Below are 16,223 nucleotides of genomic sequence, written 5' to 3'. Positions count from 1 at the left end.
ATAGCGGCCACTATCCTGCGGACTTCACTGCCATGAACCGACCGACCCGCCTCCTCATCGCGGACGACCATCCCATCCTCCGTGCCGGCCTGCGCACCTTGCTGTCGTCGCACGACGACCTCGCGGTAGTGGGCGAGGCGTCCGACGGGCTGGAGGCGGTCGCGCTCTGGCACGAGACGACCCCCGACATGGGGTTGTTCGACCTGCGCATGCCCGTGCTGGACGGCGTCGAAGCGCTGCGGCGGATCCGTGAGGCGCAACCACAGGCCGCCGTGATCATCCTGACGACGCTGGCCCTCGATGCCGACATCGACCGCCTCGTCGACGCCGGCGCGCGCACCTGCCTGCGCAAGGATGCCGGGATGTCCGAGATCGTCGCCTGCATCCGGGCGGTGCGCAGCGGTGCGTCGTCGGGGCAGGCTGCCGTGAAGCGCCGGCTGTCGAGCCGGGCCGCGGAGGAGCCCTTGACGCCTCGTGAATACGCAGTGCTCGACGGCGTCGCCCGCGGATGGAGCAACCGTCGCGTGGCCGATGCGCTCGGCATCGGCGCGGGCACGGTGAAGACCCATCTGAAGCGGGTCTACGGCAAGCTGTACGCGCGCAACCGCACCGAGGCGGTGGTGATCGCCCGCAGCAAGGGATTGCTGCGCTGGACGGTGTGATCGTGACCGGGCCTTTCGATTTCCTGCAGTTGCATATTCGATCGGCGGGAGTTTTTCGGCGCCGATCCGATGCCTGGACCTGCGTGGGGCTTTCGCCGATGTAGAGGACAGAGTCGGAGTCGTCCCTCTAACGGACGGTGCAGACGTGGGGCCGTCAAGGCCGCGTCGGCTCGTGCTGCGGCAGCGGTCCGTCCAGCGCGCGTTGCAGCTTCGCCCGTGCCCGCGCGAGGCGGGACATGACCGTGCCGATCGGCACCTCGAGCTCCCGCGCGGCTTCGGCGTATGCAAGGCCATCGACGCAGACCAGCACGACCGCGGCGCGCTGGTCCGCCGGAAGGGCCTCCAGCGCACGCATGAGCTCGTTGTGGCGAATGCGGTCCTCCTGCCTGGCAGGCTGGACGAGTGCCGACTCGTGGACGTCTTCGATGTCGAGGTGCGGCCCACGCTGCGTCTGCTGCCTGAGGCGGTTGACGGCGAGGTTGTGCGCGATGGCGAACATCCAGCTGCGGGTGCTTTCCTCGCTTCTGCGCTGGTTCCATCGGCTGACGACCCGTTCAAGACAGTCCTGCACCAGGTCGTCGGCCATCTCCCGGTTTCGCATGAGGGCCCGCGCATAGCGGCGCAGTGCAGGAATGAGAGGCTCGATGTGCTCGGTGACTTCCGCTGCGAGTGAATACGACATGACTTGTCCCATGAAGACCTGAGTCGATCATCGGATTCGTCCTGCTGCAAAGCCAATCAATGCACGTTAAGGCTTGAAGCGGAAGGCGCCCTCGCTGCATTAGGAAGGATTCACATGGCGAGAAGACCGGCGTCTAGGCGCCGCGCAGCTTCAGCAGCCCCGCCATCACTTCGTTCTCCCATGCCGCCAGCTCCGCCACCGTGCGCCCACCGGCCTGGCGCAGCGCCCCGTCGACGAGCGTCTGGCGCAGCGCCGGCGTCATGTCGGGATGGCCGAGCCCGTTCATGCTGGTGGCCAGGCCGTCCATCAGGTGGTCCATGAAGTGGTGGATGCCGCCCGGGCCGCCGCCCAGGTGCCACTGCAGGGTGGGCCCCATGACGCCCCAGCGCAGGCCGGGGCCGTAACACACGGCGATGTCGGCGTCCTCGACGCTCAGCACGTCCTGTTGAACGAGATACGCGACCTCGCGGTAGAGCGCAGCCTGAAGGCGGTTCGCGACATGGCCAGGGAGCGCCTTGCGCAGCAGGATGGGCTTCTTGCCGAGGGCGGCGTAGAACGACATGGCCTGGTCGAGCGCGGCCTTCGATGTCTTCGCGCCGCCCACCACCTCGACGAGCGGGACCACGTGCGGCGGATTGAACGGGTGGCCGACCACGCAGCGCTCGGGATGCTTGCAGGCGGACTGCATCACGTCCATGGTGATGCCCGACGAGCTCGAGGCGATCAGGCTGTCGACCGGCGTCGCGTCGTCCATGTCCGCGAACAGCCTGATCTTGAAGTCGGGACGCTCGGGGCCGTTCTCCTGCACGAAGTCGGCATCGTGCAGGGCCCGGCGCATGTCGGGCTCGAAGCGAAGGCGCTCGCGGCTGGCACCCTCGGCGAGGCCGATGCGCGTCAGCAGTCCCCAGGCGTCGTCGACGAACTTGCGCAGCGCCGCTTCGGCGTTCGGCGCCGGGTTGGTCGCCACGACGTCGAATCCCTTGGCCAGGTATTGGGCGGCCCAGCTGGACCCGATGAGGCCCGTGCCGACGATGGCGATGCGACGGATGGGCTTGGAGTAGGACATGAGATGAGTTCCCTTTATGCGGTGGGGATGGAGGGAGGGGCCGTCAGCGACTTGCGACGGGCACCTGGGCGTACGCGATGCCGGCGAGATTGCCTTGCACGACCATCAGCACGCGCGCGTTGGAACCGTCGAGCGCCGAGGCATAGACGGATCCGCCGACATCGGTCACGAAGATGCGCCCGCCCTCGACATCCAGCGCGATGCCGATGCCTTCCATGAGGTCGGAGAAGACGATCTCCGGCGCGCCGCGGCGCTGGGCCGCGACGTCCATCGGCGCGCGGTTCACCGAGTTGCCGCTTGGGGGGTCGCCGCGGTCGGTCCAGTACAACGTCCGGTGCTCGACGTCCAGCTCGAGGTCGATCGGCTCCGGCAGGCCGCCGTAGAGCAGCTCGATGTCGGAGCGGTTCGAGGGCGTGTCGCCCGCGGGCAGGTCGAGGCCGGCGCGGAAGATGCGGCCTTCGTTGGCGTTGTCCGCGCCCTTCTGCGTCCAGTAGACGTGGCGCCGCACCGGATCGACGGCGATGCCGACGCACCAGCGACTGGCCTGCGCGCGTTCGGCATCGCCCGAGCCGCTCGCCACCAGCGTCTCGACGTTCGTGCCGTCGACGTTGCAGCGCATGACCCGCATGCCTTCGCGATCCGCCCAGTACAGCTTGCCGGTCTCCTTCGAGATCTGCAGCTGCTTGGGCGTGTACGTGATGCCGCTCGGCACGATGGTGCGGCGATGGCCGCCGTCCAGGTCGACGCGCTCGATGGACCCGTCGCCGACCTCGGGATGGCCCATGTTGGTCCAGTAGATGTGGCCGCGGGCCACGTCCACCCCGATGCCATCGGGCACACGGCAATCCGTGACCAGCACCTGCTTGTCGCGGCCCTCCGTGTCGATGGAGAAGATCCGGCCGCCGCTCAGTTCGAGCACGAACAGCCGGCCGGTGGTGGCCCGCTGCGCGCGTGCGGCGAGGCCCTTCGAGACTTGCATCGGTAGCTCCTTCTGCGCAACCCGGACATCCGCTGCGTGTGACGCATTGGAGCGCGCGGCGCATGAAGACGGCGTCTCCCGAACGAAGCGATGCCCGCCGATCGAAAGGACGAGGACCTCAGTAGCTGGGCACGATGCCGCGCCGCGTGGCCTCGGCGACCGCCTCGGTCCTGTTGCGCACGCCCAGCTTGTCGAGCACCGACTTCACGTGTCCCTTCACCGTGGTGACCTCCACGGACAAGCTGCGTGCGATCTCCTTGTTCGGCTTGCCAGCGCAGAGCATGCGCACGATCTGCAGCTCGCGCGGCGAGAGCTCCGCGCGCGTCGTGATCCGCACGTACTGCGCGGCGATGTCGGGGGAGATCACCATCCCGCCCTCGGCGACGCGCTCGATCGCGCGGCACACGTCTTCCGGGCCGGCGTCCTTCAGCAGGTAGCCCCTCGCGCCCGCGCGCAGGGCATGCCTGATGTCCTCGTCGGTCGCATACGTCGTCACGATGAGGATCAGCGCGCCACGATCGGCTTCGACCACCCTTCGCACGACCTCCAGGCCGTCGAGCCCGGGCATGCGCAGATCGAGCAGCAGAACGTCCGGCCGCAACGCGAGGTACGCGGCCACTGCGCTCTCGCCGTCGCCGCACTCGGCGACGACGTCGAAGGCGCACGCGTGCTCGAGCACGGCCCTCATGCCGTGGCGGAAGATCGCGTGATCGTCGACCAGGATCACGCGCAGCGGGCCGTTCGTCCGTGGGTTCATGACGGCGGGTTCCTCGTGGGCAGCCGGACGTCGACGCGAGTGCCCCGCGGCGAGCACGGCTCGACGACCAGGCTGCCGCCGCAGCGCTCGGCGCGCTCGCGCATGCCACGCAGCCCGCCGCGCTCGCGGGCGCGCTGGATCAGGTCGTGCGCGACGCAATCGCCATCGTCATCGATGCGCACGCGGAGGTGGCTGCCGTCGCGCTCGAGCCGGACCGTGACGACACTGGCGCCCGCGTGCTTGAGCGCGTTCTGCGTCGCCTCCTGGACGATGCGGTAGACGGCGTCCTCCACCGCCGGTGCGATGTCGGGCGCACCGGCGCTGTTGACAAGGACGAATCGCGTGCGTCCGGCCATCGAGAGGCTGGCGACCAGCCGTTCCAGCGCGATGACGAGGCCGTCGCTTTCCACACAGGTCGAGCGCAACGCGAACACCGAGCGGCGCGCCTCCTCGAGGCCCTCGGCGGCAAGGGATTCGATCTGCTCGAAGAATTGCAGCAGGCGCTGCTTGCGCAGGCGACCGCTGAGTCGCGCGGCGCGCGCCTGCATCATGACGGCGAGGAAGGACTGTGCCAGGCCGTCGTGGATCTCGCCGGCCATGCGCGCCCGCTCGGCTTCGATGGCCGAACGGCTCGCGGCCTCGCAGGCGCTGTCGACGATGCGCCGCGTCTCGTCAGCGGCATCGCTCAGCCATCGACGCTCAGCGTGCACGGTGCGACCCCGGCATCCGCGGCGAAGCGAACGGCAACGCGATGTAGCTCATGGCATGTTCTGAGGGTGTCCCTGTGCTGCCGATAGACACTCCAGCGACTCGTTTATTCCATGGCCTGCCGGAGGCCGCGTGCGCTTCACGACGCGTGCTTCACCGGATGGCCGTTCTCCATCTTCACGACGTCGCCCTCGTCGAGATCGGGATCGGCGGTCTGCTCGAACGTCTGCGTCGACCCGTCCTTGAAGGTAACGGTGGTCGACCAGACGGTCACCTTCTTCACCCTCTTCTCGATCGCATTGCCCGCCAGGCCACCGCCGACGGCGCCCAGCACGGTCGCCAGGCCGTTGCCCGATCCGCTGCCGATCTGGTGGCCGACGATGCCACCCACGACGGCACCACCGAGCCCTCCCACGCCGGTTGCTTTGCCTTCGCGGTGCTCGACCCGCGTGTCGGAGACGACGCCGCAGGCGGCGCAGATCGAGGCCAGCTTGACGCCGTGCACTTCCGCGGGCCCGACCGGTGGTCGGAATCGCAGGCATGGACGGCGGGAATGGCGGCGAACATCGCCGCCACGGCAAGGGTCGCATGGAGAAGCTTCATGGCAGTGTTGCGTGAGTGACCGAGGGACGTTCATTGTCCCGGCCATGCCGCGCGAGGCGAACCATCACAAGTTGGAGCGCCGGCTCTTCCCCAATTGCGACGAAGCCAGGCCTCGCGGTGAACGCGCGCGTCAGCCGAAAGTCGCACGGCACGACCGCAACAAGGCAGAGGCGGCGCGCGCACACGACGGCGACACTTCGCCATCCAACCACCGAAGGAATTCCGATGGGCCGTTCATTCATCCTCCCGGCCGTCGGGCTGGCCGCCATCGTCGCCTGCACCGGCGTGCGTGCGCAGGTTGCCGGCTCGACGACCATCGGCGTCGCGGTCGCCACGGTCGAGGTCATCGCGTCAGGCTGGAGCGCAAGGCGTCAGATCCTGGGCAAGTCCGTGTTCAACGAGAACAGCGAGCAGGTCGGCAGGATCGAGGATCTCATCATCGCGCCCGACACCGCGGTGTCCTTCGTCATCGTCGGCGCCGGCGGCTTCGTCGGCGTGAAGCGCCACCACGTCGCCATCCCGGTCGAGCAGCTCACGGAACGCGATGGCCTGTTCGTGCTGCCGGGCGCGACCAAGGCCGCCATCAAGGCGCTGCCGAACTTCGAGTATGCGCAGTGAGCCGGCGGCCGCGCGCCGCTGGATCGAGCAGACGCGCGAGGACGGCGCCACGGTGCTGTACCTGCAAGGCGTCTGGCGGCTGACCAACCTGCACGCGGTGGCCGCCGAGGTCGGCGCGCTGCGCCTGTCGCCGCAGCAGCCCTGCATCCTCGACGGCAGTCGCCTCGAGACGCTCGACACGGCCACGGTGTTCGTGCTGCTCCGCCGCCTCGTGGCGGCCGGATGCACGCGGGCGATGGTCAGCATGCGCGCGGTGCAGGAGCGCCATGCCCGCCTGCTGGCCCTGGTCCACGAGCGCATGGCCGCCCCCGATGCCGCTGCCACGCGGACGCGGCACGCGGGCGTGCTGCACCGGCTGGGCGCCGCCACTCTGCGCGGTGCGGGCCACCTCCAGGACCACACGCGGTTCCTCGGCATCGTCGCCGCCGAGTGCCTTGCCGCGCTGCGGACGCCCGCGACCTTCCGGCTACAGGCGACGGTCGCACAGTTCGAGACCGTCGCGCTCGACGCCATCCCGATCGTCGCGATGATGACGTGCCTGGTGGGCGTCGTGTTCGCGTACCTGCTGGGGGCGCAGGCACGCCGCTACGGCGCGACGATCTTCGTCGTCGACGGCGTCGGCCTCGCGCTCTGCCGTGAGCTCGCACCCATGCTGGTCGCCGTCATCGTCGCCGGCCGCTCCGGTGCCGCGTTCACGGCCCAGCTCGGCTCGATGAAGGTGCAGGAAGAGACCGACGCGATCCGCACCCTGGGGCTGTCGCCCGTGCAGGTGCTGGTGATCCCACGGCTCGTGGCGATCGTCATCGGACTGCCGTTGCTGGTGTTGCTCGGCGACATCGCCGGCATCGCCGGCGGGATGCTGATCAGCGCGTGGCAGCTCGACATCCCGCCCGCGGCGTTCGCGCACCGCTTGCACGCCGCGCTGCCCCGCAGCGCGCTCGTCATCGGGCTGGCCAAGGCGCCGGTGTTCGCGGCCTTTATCGCGCTCATCGGGTGTCGCATGGGGCTGTCCGTCACCCGCGACTCGCGCAGCGTCGGCGAGCACACGACCTCCACCGTCGTTCAGGCCATCGTCTGGGTTATCGCCCTCGACGCCGTGTTCGCGGTCACCTTGCAGCACCTGGGGATCTGAAAGTGGAGCCCGTGCTGGAGGTCGACGCCATCGTCACGCGCTTCGAAAGCGCCGCGATCCACGACGGCGTGAGCTTCTCGATCGCGCGCGGTCAGCTCGTCGCGCTGATCGGCGGCAGCGGCACGGGGAAGTCCGTGCTGCTGAAGGAAATGATCGGGCTGCTGCGGCCCACCGCGGGACGCATCCGGATGCTGGGGACCGACGTCTGCAAGGCCGGCGCGGCCGACATGAACGCCTTGCGGCACCGCTTCGGCATGCTGTTCCAGGACGGGGCGCTCTTCTCGTCGCTCACGGTGGCCGAGAACATCGCCTTGCCGCTGCGCGAGCACGCGCAGCTCGACGACGCGACCATCGCCGCCCTGGTGGGACTGAAGCTGTCGCTCGTCGGTCTTGATCGCGACAGCTGCAGCAAGACCCCGGCGCAGCTGTCGGGCGGCATGCGCAAGCGCGTGGCACTGGCGCGCGCGCTCGCGCTGGAGCCCGAGATCCTGTTCCTCGACGAGCCCACGTCGGGGCTCGACCCGATCGGCGCGCGTGCGTTCGACCGCCTCATCCGCACGCTCACCGACAGCCTCGGCCTCACCGTGTTCATGGTCACCCACGACCTGGACACGCTGTTCAGCATCGTCGACCGTGCCATCGCACTGGCCGGCGGCCGGGTGATTGCCGACGGTCCGCTCGCGTCGGTGACCGGCTTGGATCACCCCTGGATCCGCCAGTACTTCTCGACGCGCTCGCCGCAACTTCAAGGAGCCGCGTGATGGAACCTCACGCTCGATACACGGTGGTCGGCGCTTCGGTGCTGATCGTGCTCGGCATCGTGGTGGCGGCGCTCGCGTGGCTGCTGACAACGGGCAACGGCAGGCAGACCCGCCACTACACATCGACCTTCACACGCCAGTCGCTGGAAGGACTGGAGCCGGACAGCGACGTGCACATGAGGGGCATCCGCGTGGGCAGCGTCGTGCGGTTCGCGTTCTCGAAGCAGCAGCCGGGCGGCGTCGACGTCACCATCGACGTCGACGCGTCCGCACCCGTGCGCACCAGCACACGCGCGGTGGTCGACCGCAACCTGATCACGGGCCTCGCCACCATCCGGCTGGTGACGCTGCAGGAGGACAGCCCGCTGCTGGACCGCGCGCATGCGACCATCCCGGAAGGCGAGTCGCAACTGCAGCAGTTCTCGCAGACGATGAGCCAGCTCGCCCAGCGCGCCGACGAGACGATGAAGCGGATCGGCCAGGCGCTGTCGCCGGAGAACCAGGCGGCCTTCGCCGAAACGCTGGACAACCTGCGCGTTGCCACGCGCAGCGCCGGCGCGCTGACGAGACGCATGGACGCCACGCTGGCATCGATCGGTCGCACCGCCGACACGCTGCAGTCGACGACGACGTCGGCTGCGAGCGACTTCCACCGCCTCGCCGACCGCTACGACACGCTCGGCGCACAGGCCGGCGCCCATCTCGGCGAGGCGACCGCCGCGGTGCGGCAGCTGAGCGGCGACGTATCGCGGCTGGCAGGCCGCACCGAGGACTTCCTCGGAGATGCGGGCATCGAGCTGCGAATCACGAGCCAGCAGCTTCGATCCGCTGCCGATGCGCTGGGCACGACATCGAGAAAACTGGGCGATCCGCGCGCCGCGTTGTTGGGCCCCAGCGCCGCGAGCCTCGGTCCTGGGGAGACCGGAAGATGAAGCTCTTTCACCGCGTCCTGCCGGCCTTGGTGCTGGCCGCCGCCGCGACGGCCTGCAGTACCGGCGTGCGAGCGCCGCAGCACTACCACGTGCTCGATCCTGCGCCTGCGCCCGCGCCCGTCGCGGCCGCCGCGCAGGCTTCGACGCTGCTGGTGACCCCGACCACGGCCGCCGGCTTCTACGATGCGCAGGCCATCGTCTACAGCCCGACGGTCGGCACGCGTGCCTACTACCAGCTGAACAGCTGGACCGAGCCGCCCAGCCGCCGGCTCGGCGCGCTGCTCACCGAGCGCTTGCGCCGAAGCGGCGCCTTCGGCACGGTGGCTGACGCCACCGGCGGCGTGCACGGGATGCTGGTGCTCGACACGCATCTCGACGAGATCTATCACGACGCGGCCGCCCGCCCAGGACTTGCGAAGGTCTCGCTCACGGCCGTCCTGAGCGATCCGGCCCGGCGCTTCGTCGCGGGACAACGCCGCTTCACCGCCAGCGCGCCCGCGCTCACGTCCGACGCGGCCGGTGCCGTGCAGGCGTTCGACGTCGCCCTGGGCCCGCTGCTCGACGAAGTCGTCGCGTGGGCCGGCCAGACGGCCGCCCGGTCGCGCGGTCCGGATGCGAGCCCGTGAGCGCCGCCTGGCATACCGCAGGGCTGTGGATCGTGGTGCACATGGCCGGCGCGTTGCTCCTCGGCTGGTTCGTCGGCTACGAGCGCTACTTCAGCGGCCGTGCGTCGGGCAGCCAGGTGTATTGCCTCGTCTGCGCCACGTCCTGCGCCGTCACGTTGGTGGCGGGCTATCCGTCGCTCTGGTACTGGAGCACCGCGCACGAGACGGGGAGCGGCGATCCGACGCGCGTCATCGGCAGCATCCTCACCGGCATCGGTTTCCTGGGCGCCGGCATCATCGTGAAGACCGGCATGAGCGTCCGCGGACTCACGACGGCGGCCTCCATCTGGGGCTCCGCGGCCATCGGGATCCTGGTCGGCGTGGGCTTCTACCTGCCGGCCATCGGGCTCACGGCGCTGTTCGTCATCAGCATGACGGTCATGCCGCGGATCGAACGTCAACTTCCCGCGCATGCGGTCATGGCCGGGACGGTCCGCTTCCGGCCCGGGTACACGCCCCTTCCCGAGGCGATCCATCGCTACATGACCAAGCGGGGCATGAGCATTCCGTTGGACAGCCTCACGATCACCAACGACCAGGGACGCTTCGAGCTCCAGTGCCTGATCTTCGGCAACTCGGTGACGGACACCGACGCGATGAACCGGCTCGTCAGCGAGCTGTCCGCGATGGCCGAGGTCGAGTCCTTCACCCTCACGCACTCGAGCCGCACCTGAGGTGGGTCGAGCTCGGTGGGATGGCCTCTGTGGCTCTGTGCTCTCTGAGTGACCTGCCGCAGGCTGCAGCCATCGCGACGAGTTTTTCCCTCGCGAGGCAGAGACCGCCATGCATCCAAAGGTCGTTGTCTGCGGCTCCCGCAACGCTGAACACTGGGCAACTGCACTCGTCCTGCTTGCACCATGGCCCTCACCGCAATGTCCCAGCCTGCCGCTCGCGAACTCGACGCCCCGGCCGGGTGCGGGCCGGACGAGCTTCCATGCTTGTCGGCATCGCTGCTGCACATGCGCGACGGAAGCCGCGAGTTCGCGCCGGCCGGCGAGGGCGATGCGGTGCGCGTTGCGAGCGACACGGGGGCATCGCTGCCGCTCTTTCCGCAGGGATACCTGTGAGCGCTTCGCCGTCGACCACGCCGGCCTGCCCGACCCTTCCGGCCGCAGCGGCGGAATAAATGAGCCCATCGCGTGTCTACCAGCAGCAGGTGACCTCTCGGTCAGAGAGAGTCGACTCCACGTTCAGCCTCTGCGTGACGGAACCACACGATGAATCCCGCCCTGCCCTGCTCACCCAACATCCTGGTGATGCATCCTGATCCGCTCGTGCGCGCCGGCATCGTCGCATCCCTGCGCGAACATGCAGACTTCGAAGTCTTCGCAGACGGCACGGACGCCGCGGGTCCTGACGGACATCCGATCGACGTCGTCATCGCCGACTATCACCAGGCCATCCGGCTGACCGACGCTGCCGCGAGAGCCGCACGCCGATCTCTCGCCACGGCCAGGATCCTGGCCCTGACCTCCAGGGAACGCGAGGCCGACATCCGGCGGGCCATTCAAGCGGGCGTCGACGGCTATCTTCTCCTCGGAGGGCCCCTGAGCGAGCTCATCGAGTGCGCGACAGCACTGGCTCATGGCGGGCGCTACCTGAGTCGCTCGGCTGCGCAGCGAATGGCGGACAGCCTGACCCGTGAGGCGCTGACAGCGCGCGAGATCGAGGTGCTGGAACTCCTGGTGGCCGGCGAATGCAACAAGTCGATCGCGCGGCAGCTCCATATCGGGGTCGGCACCGTGAAGTCGCACGTGAACGCCATCCTGGCCAAGTTGAATGCCACGTCGCGCACGCAGGCCGCCGCCGTCGCGGTCACGCGAGGGTTGGTGGAGGAGCGCATGCCGATCCCGCCGGGGTCGTCCTCGGTGCGCGTGCACCGGCTTGAACCGATGGCACAGCCTGCCTGATGCGGACGAAGGCCGACATCGACGCCCGCGCCCTCTCATGAACGCGTTCAATCCCCGCGGCATTGCCTTCGCGATCAAGACCTCGGCGGCCGCCATCGCCGCCCTGCTGCTGGCGCTCTGGTTCAACCTGCCCAATCCCGGATGGGCGGTGCTCACGGTCTTCCTGACGAGCCAGCAGCTGGGAGGCGCGGCCGGAGCGGTCGTTGGCCGCTCCGTGCATCGAGCCCTTGGAACGCTGCTGGGCGTGGCCGGGACCCTCTTCGTCATCCCTGCGTGCAATGCGGCCCCGGAGTTGCTCGTCCTCGGCGTTGCGACCTGGGTCGGGCTCTGCCTCTACGTGGCGCTGCTGGACCCTCGTCCGCGCAACTACGTGCTCATGCTGGCGGGGTACACGTTGCCCTTGATCGGCATCCCGGTGGCCAACAATCCGTCGTCCCTCTTCGACGTGATCCTGTGGCGCAGCGAGGAGATCATGCTGGGCGCGGCCGTGTCGATGGCCGTGCACACCGTCTTCGCTCCCCGCAGCGTCAAGCCGGTGCTCGTCGACAAGGTGCGCGCCACCGTCGGCGAGGCGCGGCGCTGGATCCGGAAGGGGCTGGGGCCGGAACCGACCGACGACGCCGAGCGGCGGGCCCGCGAGCGTCTCGGCGCCGACCTGGCCGAGATGAACAACCTGGTCGTCCATCTGCGTTTCGAGCCGGGCATCACGGCGCGGGACATCGCCATCGTGACCGCTCTCGAGGAGCGCCTGCTCGCACTCCTGCCGCTCCTGGCCGGCGTGGAAGACCGGCTGCCGGCCATTCGTGCGGCCGACGCCCGCTTGGGCGCAAGGGTCGATGCGCACCTCGAGACTGTGCGGCTGATGCTGGACCGCCCGTTCACGCGCGCAGACGCCGCCGGCCTGAGCGCGTGGAGCACTACCCTCGTCGACACGGGGCAGCGCGATCTTGCGAACGGTCAGCTGCTCGCGCTCGGCGCCATGGAACGCCTTGCCCAGCTGCTGGAGGCTTGGAGCGACTGCCTGACCCTGCTGCATCATCTCGAAGAGGATGCCAGCGTTGCGGACGATCGCACCCGCACGCTCCTCGCCCAAGCCACCGAGCGCCCCCGTCACGTCGACTACGCGCTGGCGGCCTCGTCGGGCCTTGCCGCCGCGCTGGCGGTGATCGTCGCCGGCGGGCTGTGCTGGATGCTCGGCTGGGATCAGGGATCCGCGGCGATCGGCATCGCCGCTGCGTCCAGCTCGCTGTTCGCTTTCCTAGACGATCCGCGTCCCGTTCACAAGTTGCTGCTGGTCGTCTCCGCGGTGTTCGCCATCCCCGCCGCTGCGCTCTATGTGTTCGCGGTCTTCCCGGCACTCCACGATCACGCCGCGCTGGCCCTGGCGGTTGCTCCGCTGCTGTTCTTCATCTCGCTCTACATGGCAACGCCGAAGCTCGGGGCGCATGCATTCGGGTTCTTGATCGTCTGGCTCACCCTCGTCTCCTTTCAGCCGGTGCAGACCGTCGACTTCTGGAGCTTCACCCACCTGGCCGTCGGATCGCTGATGGGCACCACCATCGCGCTGGTCGTCACCTCGCTGGTCCGCGTCATCGGCGCGGAGACCCGGGTGCGCAGGCTGCTGCATGCAGCATGGCGCGACCTCGCGGCCATGGCGGACGACACGAACGGGCTCTCCCGCGCGGCGTGGGGCAGCCGCATGCTCGACCGCATCGGCTTGCTGCTGCCGCGCATGGCCGCAACGAGCGGCGTGCTGCGAGCCCAGGCCGGGCGCGCGCTGGACGATCTGAGGATCGGCGTGAACATGCTCGATCTGCGTCACGCGGGCCTGGCAGCGAAGCCGGAAGTGCGCACCGCCATCGAGAGCGCGTTGACGCAGATCGGGGTTCACTTCCGGCAACGTCTGGAACGCCCGGACATCGCCCCGGCGGCGACCATCCTGGACTCCATCGACCGCGCCATCGCGAGGCTGGTCGAGTCCGATCCGGATGCTCTGCGCGTGCAGGGGCTCACGGCAGCGACAGGCCTGCGGCTGGGACTTTTTCCGCCGAGCCGCGTCACCTCAACCGCGAACGGGGCTCCTGCGTGATCGCCGACATCAATCTGTTCGGCCTGTTCTTCGATGTGGCGCTGATCACCGCGCTCGTCGCCGTCGCGGCGTTGACGATCCTGCGCCGCGTGCTGGTCGCCCTCGGTGCGTACCGGTGGGTCTGGCATCCGCCGCTGGTCGATCTCGCCCTGTTCGCGGTGCTCTGGTTGGCGTTGGCCCTCGCGGCCACGCATTTCCAGGAGCATCTGGTCTACCTGCTGGGATGAAGCAACGATGGAGATACCGGTCCAACGCATTCTGAAGGTGGGCGCCACTGTGGCCATCGTCGCGGCCGGCGCCTGGGCGAGCTTCGGACTGTGGCAGCACTATCGCGAGGCGCCCTGGACACGCGACGGCCGTGTGCGAGCCGACGTGGTGCAGATCGCTCCGGACGTCTCGGGCATCGTCGAGCACATTGCCGTGCACGACAACCAGGCCGTGCACAAGGGCGACCTGCTGTTCACCGTCGACTCGGTGCGCCCGCGCATTGCGTTGGCCCAGGCCGAGGCGTCGGTTCGCGGCCTCAAGTCGCAGCTCGCGCAGGCGCAGCGCGAGGACCGTCGAAACCATGCGCTGGGCGACCTGGTGCCGGCGGAGACCGGCGAGCAAAGCGGGCAGAAGCTGGACCAGCTCAATGCGTCGCTGGCCCAGGCGCTCGCCGCCGTCGACAACGCCAAGGTGAACCTCGCGCGCACGCGCGTCGTGGCGCCGGTGGACGGCTGGGTCACGAACCTGGACCTGCGCCCGGGAGCCTATGCCACGACGGGGCGGGCGGTCATGGCCCTGGTCGACAAGGACTCGATCCACGTCATGGGCTATTTCGAGGAGACGAAGATCGCGCGCGTGCAGGTCGGCAACGCCGTGCGGGTGCGCCTGATCGGCGAGAGCGAGCCCCTCTACGGGCATGTGGACAGCATCGCCGCGGGCATCGAGGATCGTGAGCGCGGCCCGAGCTCGAACCTGCTGGCCAACGTGAACCCCACGTTCAACTGGGTGCGCCTCGCGCAGCGCATCCCCGTTCGCGTGCGGCTGGACACGCTGCCCGAGGACCGCAGGCTGATCATGGGACGCACGGCCAGCGTGGACGTGCTGGGCGCCGATCGCCTGCAGTTGAGCAAGCGATGAGAACGCCCGCCATGAAGCGGCTGGCCACGCTCGTGCTCGCCGCCTTGCTTGCCGGCTGCTCCGGCTTCATTCCACCGCGCGCCCCGCTGCCCGAGGCTGCTGCGCTCAACAAGCCCACGGCGCAAGGCTCGTTCATCGGCACGAGCAATGGGTACGTCGCCCAGGAGCCCGTCCCCGACGCTTGGTGGCGCCTGTACGACAGCCGGACGCTCGATGGCCTGGTGCAGCAGGCGTTGGCGGCGAACACGGACTTGCGGACGGCCGCTGCGAACCTGCTGAAGGCCCAAGCGGCGCTCGACCTGGCCAGCGCCGCACAGGAACCTTCCACCACGCTCAGCGCCCAACCCTCCTTCGCCCGGCGCTCGGCGCAGGAAGAGCTCCATCCGGGCAAGCCGTTTCCCAGCAAGTTCGTCTATGGCGCGGGGTTCGGCGTCTCCTACCAGGTCGACCTGTTCGGGCAGATCCAGCGCAGCATCGACGCAGCGCAGGCCGATGTCGGGTCCGCCACCGCGGCCCGGGACGCCGCGCGCGTGAGCGTGGTGGCCGAAACGACGCGTGCCTACCTGGAGCTGTGCTCTGCGGGCAGGGAGATCGTCGTGGCGCAAAACCAGGTGAGCCTGCAGGCCCGCAGCACGGAGCTCACGCGCAGGTTGGCCGTCCATGGCCGAGGCACCCCGGTCGACGTCGATCGCTCCTCGGCCCAGGAAGAGCAGGTGCGCGCCTCCATCCCCACGCTCGAGGCGCAACGGCGCGTTGCGATGTATCGCCTGGCCGCACTCACGGGCCGCACGCCTCGGGAGCTTCCCGAGGAACTGGGCCGTTGCGACCAGGAGCCGCGCCTGGCCAAGCCGATCCCGATCGGCGACGGGGCCGCTCTGCTTCGGCGTCGCCCCGACATACGGCGTGCCGAGTTCGACGTGCTGTCCGCGTCGGACAGGATCGGCGTGGTGACGGGCGAGCTCTATCCGAAGGTCGCTCTCGGCGCTTCGATCGGGTCCGTCGGTGTGGATCAGCACGCCTTGCGCAGCGACAGCTTCAAGTTCTCGCTCGGTCCCCTCATCAGCTGGGAGTTTCCGGACAGAACCAGAGTCAAGGCGCGCATCCGTGCCGCCCAGGCGGATCGCGAGGCGCTGCTGGCACGCTTCGACGGTGTCGTGCTGACCGCGTTGAAGGAGACGGAGAGCGCGCTGGAGGTCCATGCCCGTGACCAGGAGCGGCGCATCATCCTGGAGTCTGCCCGCACGCAGGCGCAGAACGCGGCGCGCGATACGCAGCGCCTGTTCGAAGCGGGCCGGATCGGCTACCTCCCGGTGCTGGATGCGCTGCGCACGCTGAGCCAGATCGAGCAGAGCGTGGCCGCAGCCGAAAGCCGCGTCGCGGCCGACCAGGTCAACCTGTTCCTCGCACTCGGTGGCGGGTGGGACGATGAGGCGACGCCACGATCGCCTCCGTTACGCCCGATGCAACCTTGAGTTGCAGCGCGGCGTCTGTCCGAAAGGCGCGCCGCGGCCTATCCTCGATTCGAGCGTTCAGT

General features: G+C 69.2%; 19 protein-coding genes. 13 read left to right on the top strand and 6 right to left on the bottom strand.

All coding sequences use genetic code 11. From position 1 onward, the window contains the following. Positions 1–32 precede the first annotated feature (32 nt). The gene (locus P7V53_RS12925; RefSeq protein WP_280155877.1) at positions 33–662 is read left to right on the top strand and encodes a response regulator transcription factor; all 630 of its coding nucleotides are present in this window, start codon (positions 33–35) and stop codon (positions 660–662) included. A 154-nt stretch (positions 663–816) separates the two neighbouring features. Here the strand turns inward: P7V53_RS12925 and P7V53_RS12920 are convergent, their stop codons facing one another. The 6 genes from P7V53_RS12920 to P7V53_RS12895 all read right to left on the bottom strand — a co-directional run bounded on the left by P7V53_RS12920 (position 817) and on the right by P7V53_RS12895 (position 5,359). After that, positions 817–1,344: an RNA polymerase sigma factor gene (locus tag P7V53_RS12920; RefSeq protein WP_280155876.1), complete on the bottom strand. Its 528-nt coding sequence runs from the start codon at positions 1,342–1,344 to the stop codon at positions 817–819. A gap of 133 nt (positions 1,345–1,477) precedes the next feature. Then, positions 1,478–2,410, bottom strand: a complete 933-nt coding sequence (locus P7V53_RS12915) for a 3-hydroxyacyl-CoA dehydrogenase NAD-binding domain-containing protein (protein WP_280155875.1) — start codon at positions 2,408–2,410, stop codon at positions 1,478–1,480. A gap of 43 nt (positions 2,411–2,453) precedes the next feature. Next, positions 2,454–3,389 (bottom strand): 3-hydroxyacyl-CoA dehydrogenase, encoded by a 936-nt coding sequence (locus P7V53_RS12910; RefSeq protein ID WP_280155874.1) that lies wholly within the window; start codon positions 3,387–3,389, stop codon positions 2,454–2,456. A gap of 118 nt (positions 3,390–3,507) precedes the next feature. After that, positions 3,508–4,146: a response regulator transcription factor gene (locus P7V53_RS12905; RefSeq protein WP_280155873.1), complete on the bottom strand. Its 639-nt coding sequence runs from the start codon at positions 4,144–4,146 to the stop codon at positions 3,508–3,510. Next, the gene (locus P7V53_RS12900) at positions 4,143–4,856 is read right to left on the bottom strand and encodes a sensor histidine kinase (protein WP_280155872.1); all 714 of its coding nucleotides are present in this window, start codon (positions 4,854–4,856) and stop codon (positions 4,143–4,145) included. The genes P7V53_RS12905 and P7V53_RS12900 overlap by 4 nt, the downstream gene beginning before the upstream one ends. Positions 4,857–4,993: 137 nt before the next feature. Then, positions 4,994–5,359, bottom strand: coding sequence for a glycine zipper 2TM domain-containing protein (locus P7V53_RS12895; RefSeq protein ID WP_280155871.1), 366 nt, complete (start codon positions 5,357–5,359; stop codon positions 4,994–4,996). 323 nt (positions 5,360–5,682) lie between these two features. On the opposite strand from P7V53_RS12895, the gene P7V53_RS12890 reads away from it, so the two are divergent. From P7V53_RS12890 to P7V53_RS12835, 12 genes are all read left to right on the top strand, one after another. Then, a complete protein-coding gene (locus P7V53_RS12890; RefSeq protein WP_280155870.1) occupies positions 5,683–6,075 on the top strand; it encodes a PRC-barrel domain-containing protein in 393 nt (130 codons plus the stop codon). Further along, entirely contained in the window at positions 6,065–7,207 is a 1,143-nt protein-coding gene (locus tag P7V53_RS12885) for an ABC transporter permease (RefSeq protein WP_280155869.1), read from the top strand. The genes P7V53_RS12890 and P7V53_RS12885 overlap by 11 nt, the downstream gene beginning before the upstream one ends. 2 nt (positions 7,208–7,209) lie before the next feature. Further along, the gene (locus tag P7V53_RS12880) at positions 7,210–7,968 is read left to right on the top strand and encodes an ATP-binding cassette domain-containing protein (RefSeq protein WP_280155868.1); all 759 of its coding nucleotides are present in this window, start codon (positions 7,210–7,212) and stop codon (positions 7,966–7,968) included. Then, a complete protein-coding gene (locus P7V53_RS12875) occupies positions 7,968–8,900 on the top strand; it encodes an MlaD family protein (RefSeq protein ID WP_280155867.1) in 933 nt (310 codons plus the stop codon). The genes P7V53_RS12880 and P7V53_RS12875 overlap by 1 nt, the downstream gene beginning before the upstream one ends. Then, complete coding sequence (locus tag P7V53_RS12870; RefSeq protein WP_280155866.1) at positions 8,897–9,526, top strand: ABC-type transport auxiliary lipoprotein family protein; 630 nt, start codon at positions 8,897–8,899, stop codon at positions 9,524–9,526. Before P7V53_RS12875 ends, P7V53_RS12870 begins: the two co-directional genes overlap by 4 nt. Beyond that, positions 9,523–10,239, top strand: a complete 717-nt coding sequence (locus P7V53_RS12865; protein WP_280155865.1) for an MgtC/SapB family protein — start codon at positions 9,523–9,525, stop codon at positions 10,237–10,239. The genes P7V53_RS12870 and P7V53_RS12865 overlap by 4 nt, the downstream gene beginning before the upstream one ends. 264 nt (positions 10,240–10,503) lie before the next feature. After that, a complete protein-coding gene (locus P7V53_RS12860; RefSeq protein ID WP_280155864.1) occupies positions 10,504–10,632 on the top strand; it encodes a hypothetical protein in 129 nt (42 codons plus the stop codon). 150 nt (positions 10,633–10,782) lie between these two features. Continuing rightward, positions 10,783–11,475, top strand: coding sequence for a response regulator transcription factor (locus P7V53_RS12855; RefSeq protein ID WP_280155863.1), 693 nt, complete (start codon positions 10,783–10,785; stop codon positions 11,473–11,475). A gap of 37 nt (positions 11,476–11,512) precedes the next feature. Continuing rightward, a complete protein-coding gene (locus tag P7V53_RS12850) occupies positions 11,513–13,564 on the top strand; it encodes an FUSC family protein (protein WP_280155862.1) in 2,052 nt (683 codons plus the stop codon). Next, on the top strand, positions 13,561–13,791 hold the full coding sequence (locus P7V53_RS12845; protein ID WP_280155774.1) for a DUF1656 domain-containing protein: 231 nt from the start codon (positions 13,561–13,563) through the stop codon (positions 13,789–13,791). The genes P7V53_RS12850 and P7V53_RS12845 overlap by 4 nt, the downstream gene beginning before the upstream one ends. A gap of 7 nt (positions 13,792–13,798) precedes the next feature. Further along, positions 13,799–14,689: an HlyD family secretion protein gene (locus tag P7V53_RS12840; RefSeq protein ID WP_280155773.1), complete on the top strand. Its 891-nt coding sequence runs from the start codon at positions 13,799–13,801 to the stop codon at positions 14,687–14,689. Next, positions 14,686–16,161 carry a TolC family protein gene (locus tag P7V53_RS12835; protein ID WP_280155861.1) on the top strand — a complete coding sequence of 492 codons (1,476 nt, stop codon included), beginning with the start codon at positions 14,686–14,688 and terminating at the stop codon, positions 16,159–16,161. Before P7V53_RS12840 ends, P7V53_RS12835 begins: the two co-directional genes overlap by 4 nt. Positions 16,162–16,223: the final 62 nt, after the last annotated feature.

The organism is Piscinibacter sp. XHJ-5, from assembly GCF_029855045.1.
Taxonomy (GTDB): Bacteria; Pseudomonadota; Gammaproteobacteria; order Burkholderiales; family Burkholderiaceae_C; genus Albitalea.
Note: the sequence above shows the minus strand (reverse complement) of the source record. Positions and strands in the feature narration are given on the sequence as shown.

Bases quoted from the DNA above. Each gene is read 5' to 3' on its own strand.
- P7V53_RS12925 (WP_280155877.1), top strand. From the start codon at position 33: ATGAACCGACCGACCCGCCTCCTCATCGCGGACGACCATCCCATCCTC.
- P7V53_RS12920 (WP_280155876.1), bottom strand. From the start codon at position 1,344: ATGTCGTATTCACTCGCAGCGGAAGTCACCGAGCACATCGAGCCTCTC.
- P7V53_RS12915 (WP_280155875.1), bottom strand. From the start codon at position 2,410: ATGTCCTACTCCAAGCCCATCCGTCGCATCGCCATCGTCGGCACGGGC.
- P7V53_RS12910 (WP_280155874.1), bottom strand. From the start codon at position 3,389: ATGCAAGTCTCGAAGGGCCTCGCCGCACGCGCGCAGCGGGCCACCACC.
- P7V53_RS12905 (WP_280155873.1), bottom strand. From the start codon at position 4,146: ATGAACCCACGGACGAACGGCCCGCTGCGCGTGATCCTGGTCGACGAT.
- P7V53_RS12890 (WP_280155870.1), top strand. From the start codon at position 5,683: ATGGGCCGTTCATTCATCCTCCCGGCCGTCGGGCTGGCCGCCATCGTC.
- P7V53_RS12885 (WP_280155869.1), top strand. From the start codon at position 6,065: ATGCGCAGTGAGCCGGCGGCCGCGCGCCGCTGGATCGAGCAGACGCGC.
- P7V53_RS12875 (WP_280155867.1), top strand. From the start codon at position 7,968: ATGGAACCTCACGCTCGATACACGGTGGTCGGCGCTTCGGTGCTGATC.
- P7V53_RS12870 (WP_280155866.1), top strand. From the start codon at position 8,897: ATGAAGCTCTTTCACCGCGTCCTGCCGGCCTTGGTGCTGGCCGCCGCC.
- P7V53_RS12855 (WP_280155863.1), top strand. From the start codon at position 10,783: ATGAATCCCGCCCTGCCCTGCTCACCCAACATCCTGGTGATGCATCCT.
- P7V53_RS12850 (WP_280155862.1), top strand. From the start codon at position 11,513: ATGAACGCGTTCAATCCCCGCGGCATTGCCTTCGCGATCAAGACCTCG.
- P7V53_RS12840 (WP_280155773.1), top strand. From the start codon at position 13,799: ATGGAGATACCGGTCCAACGCATTCTGAAGGTGGGCGCCACTGTGGCC.
- P7V53_RS12835 (WP_280155861.1), top strand. From the start codon at position 14,686: ATGAGAACGCCCGCCATGAAGCGGCTGGCCACGCTCGTGCTCGCCGCC.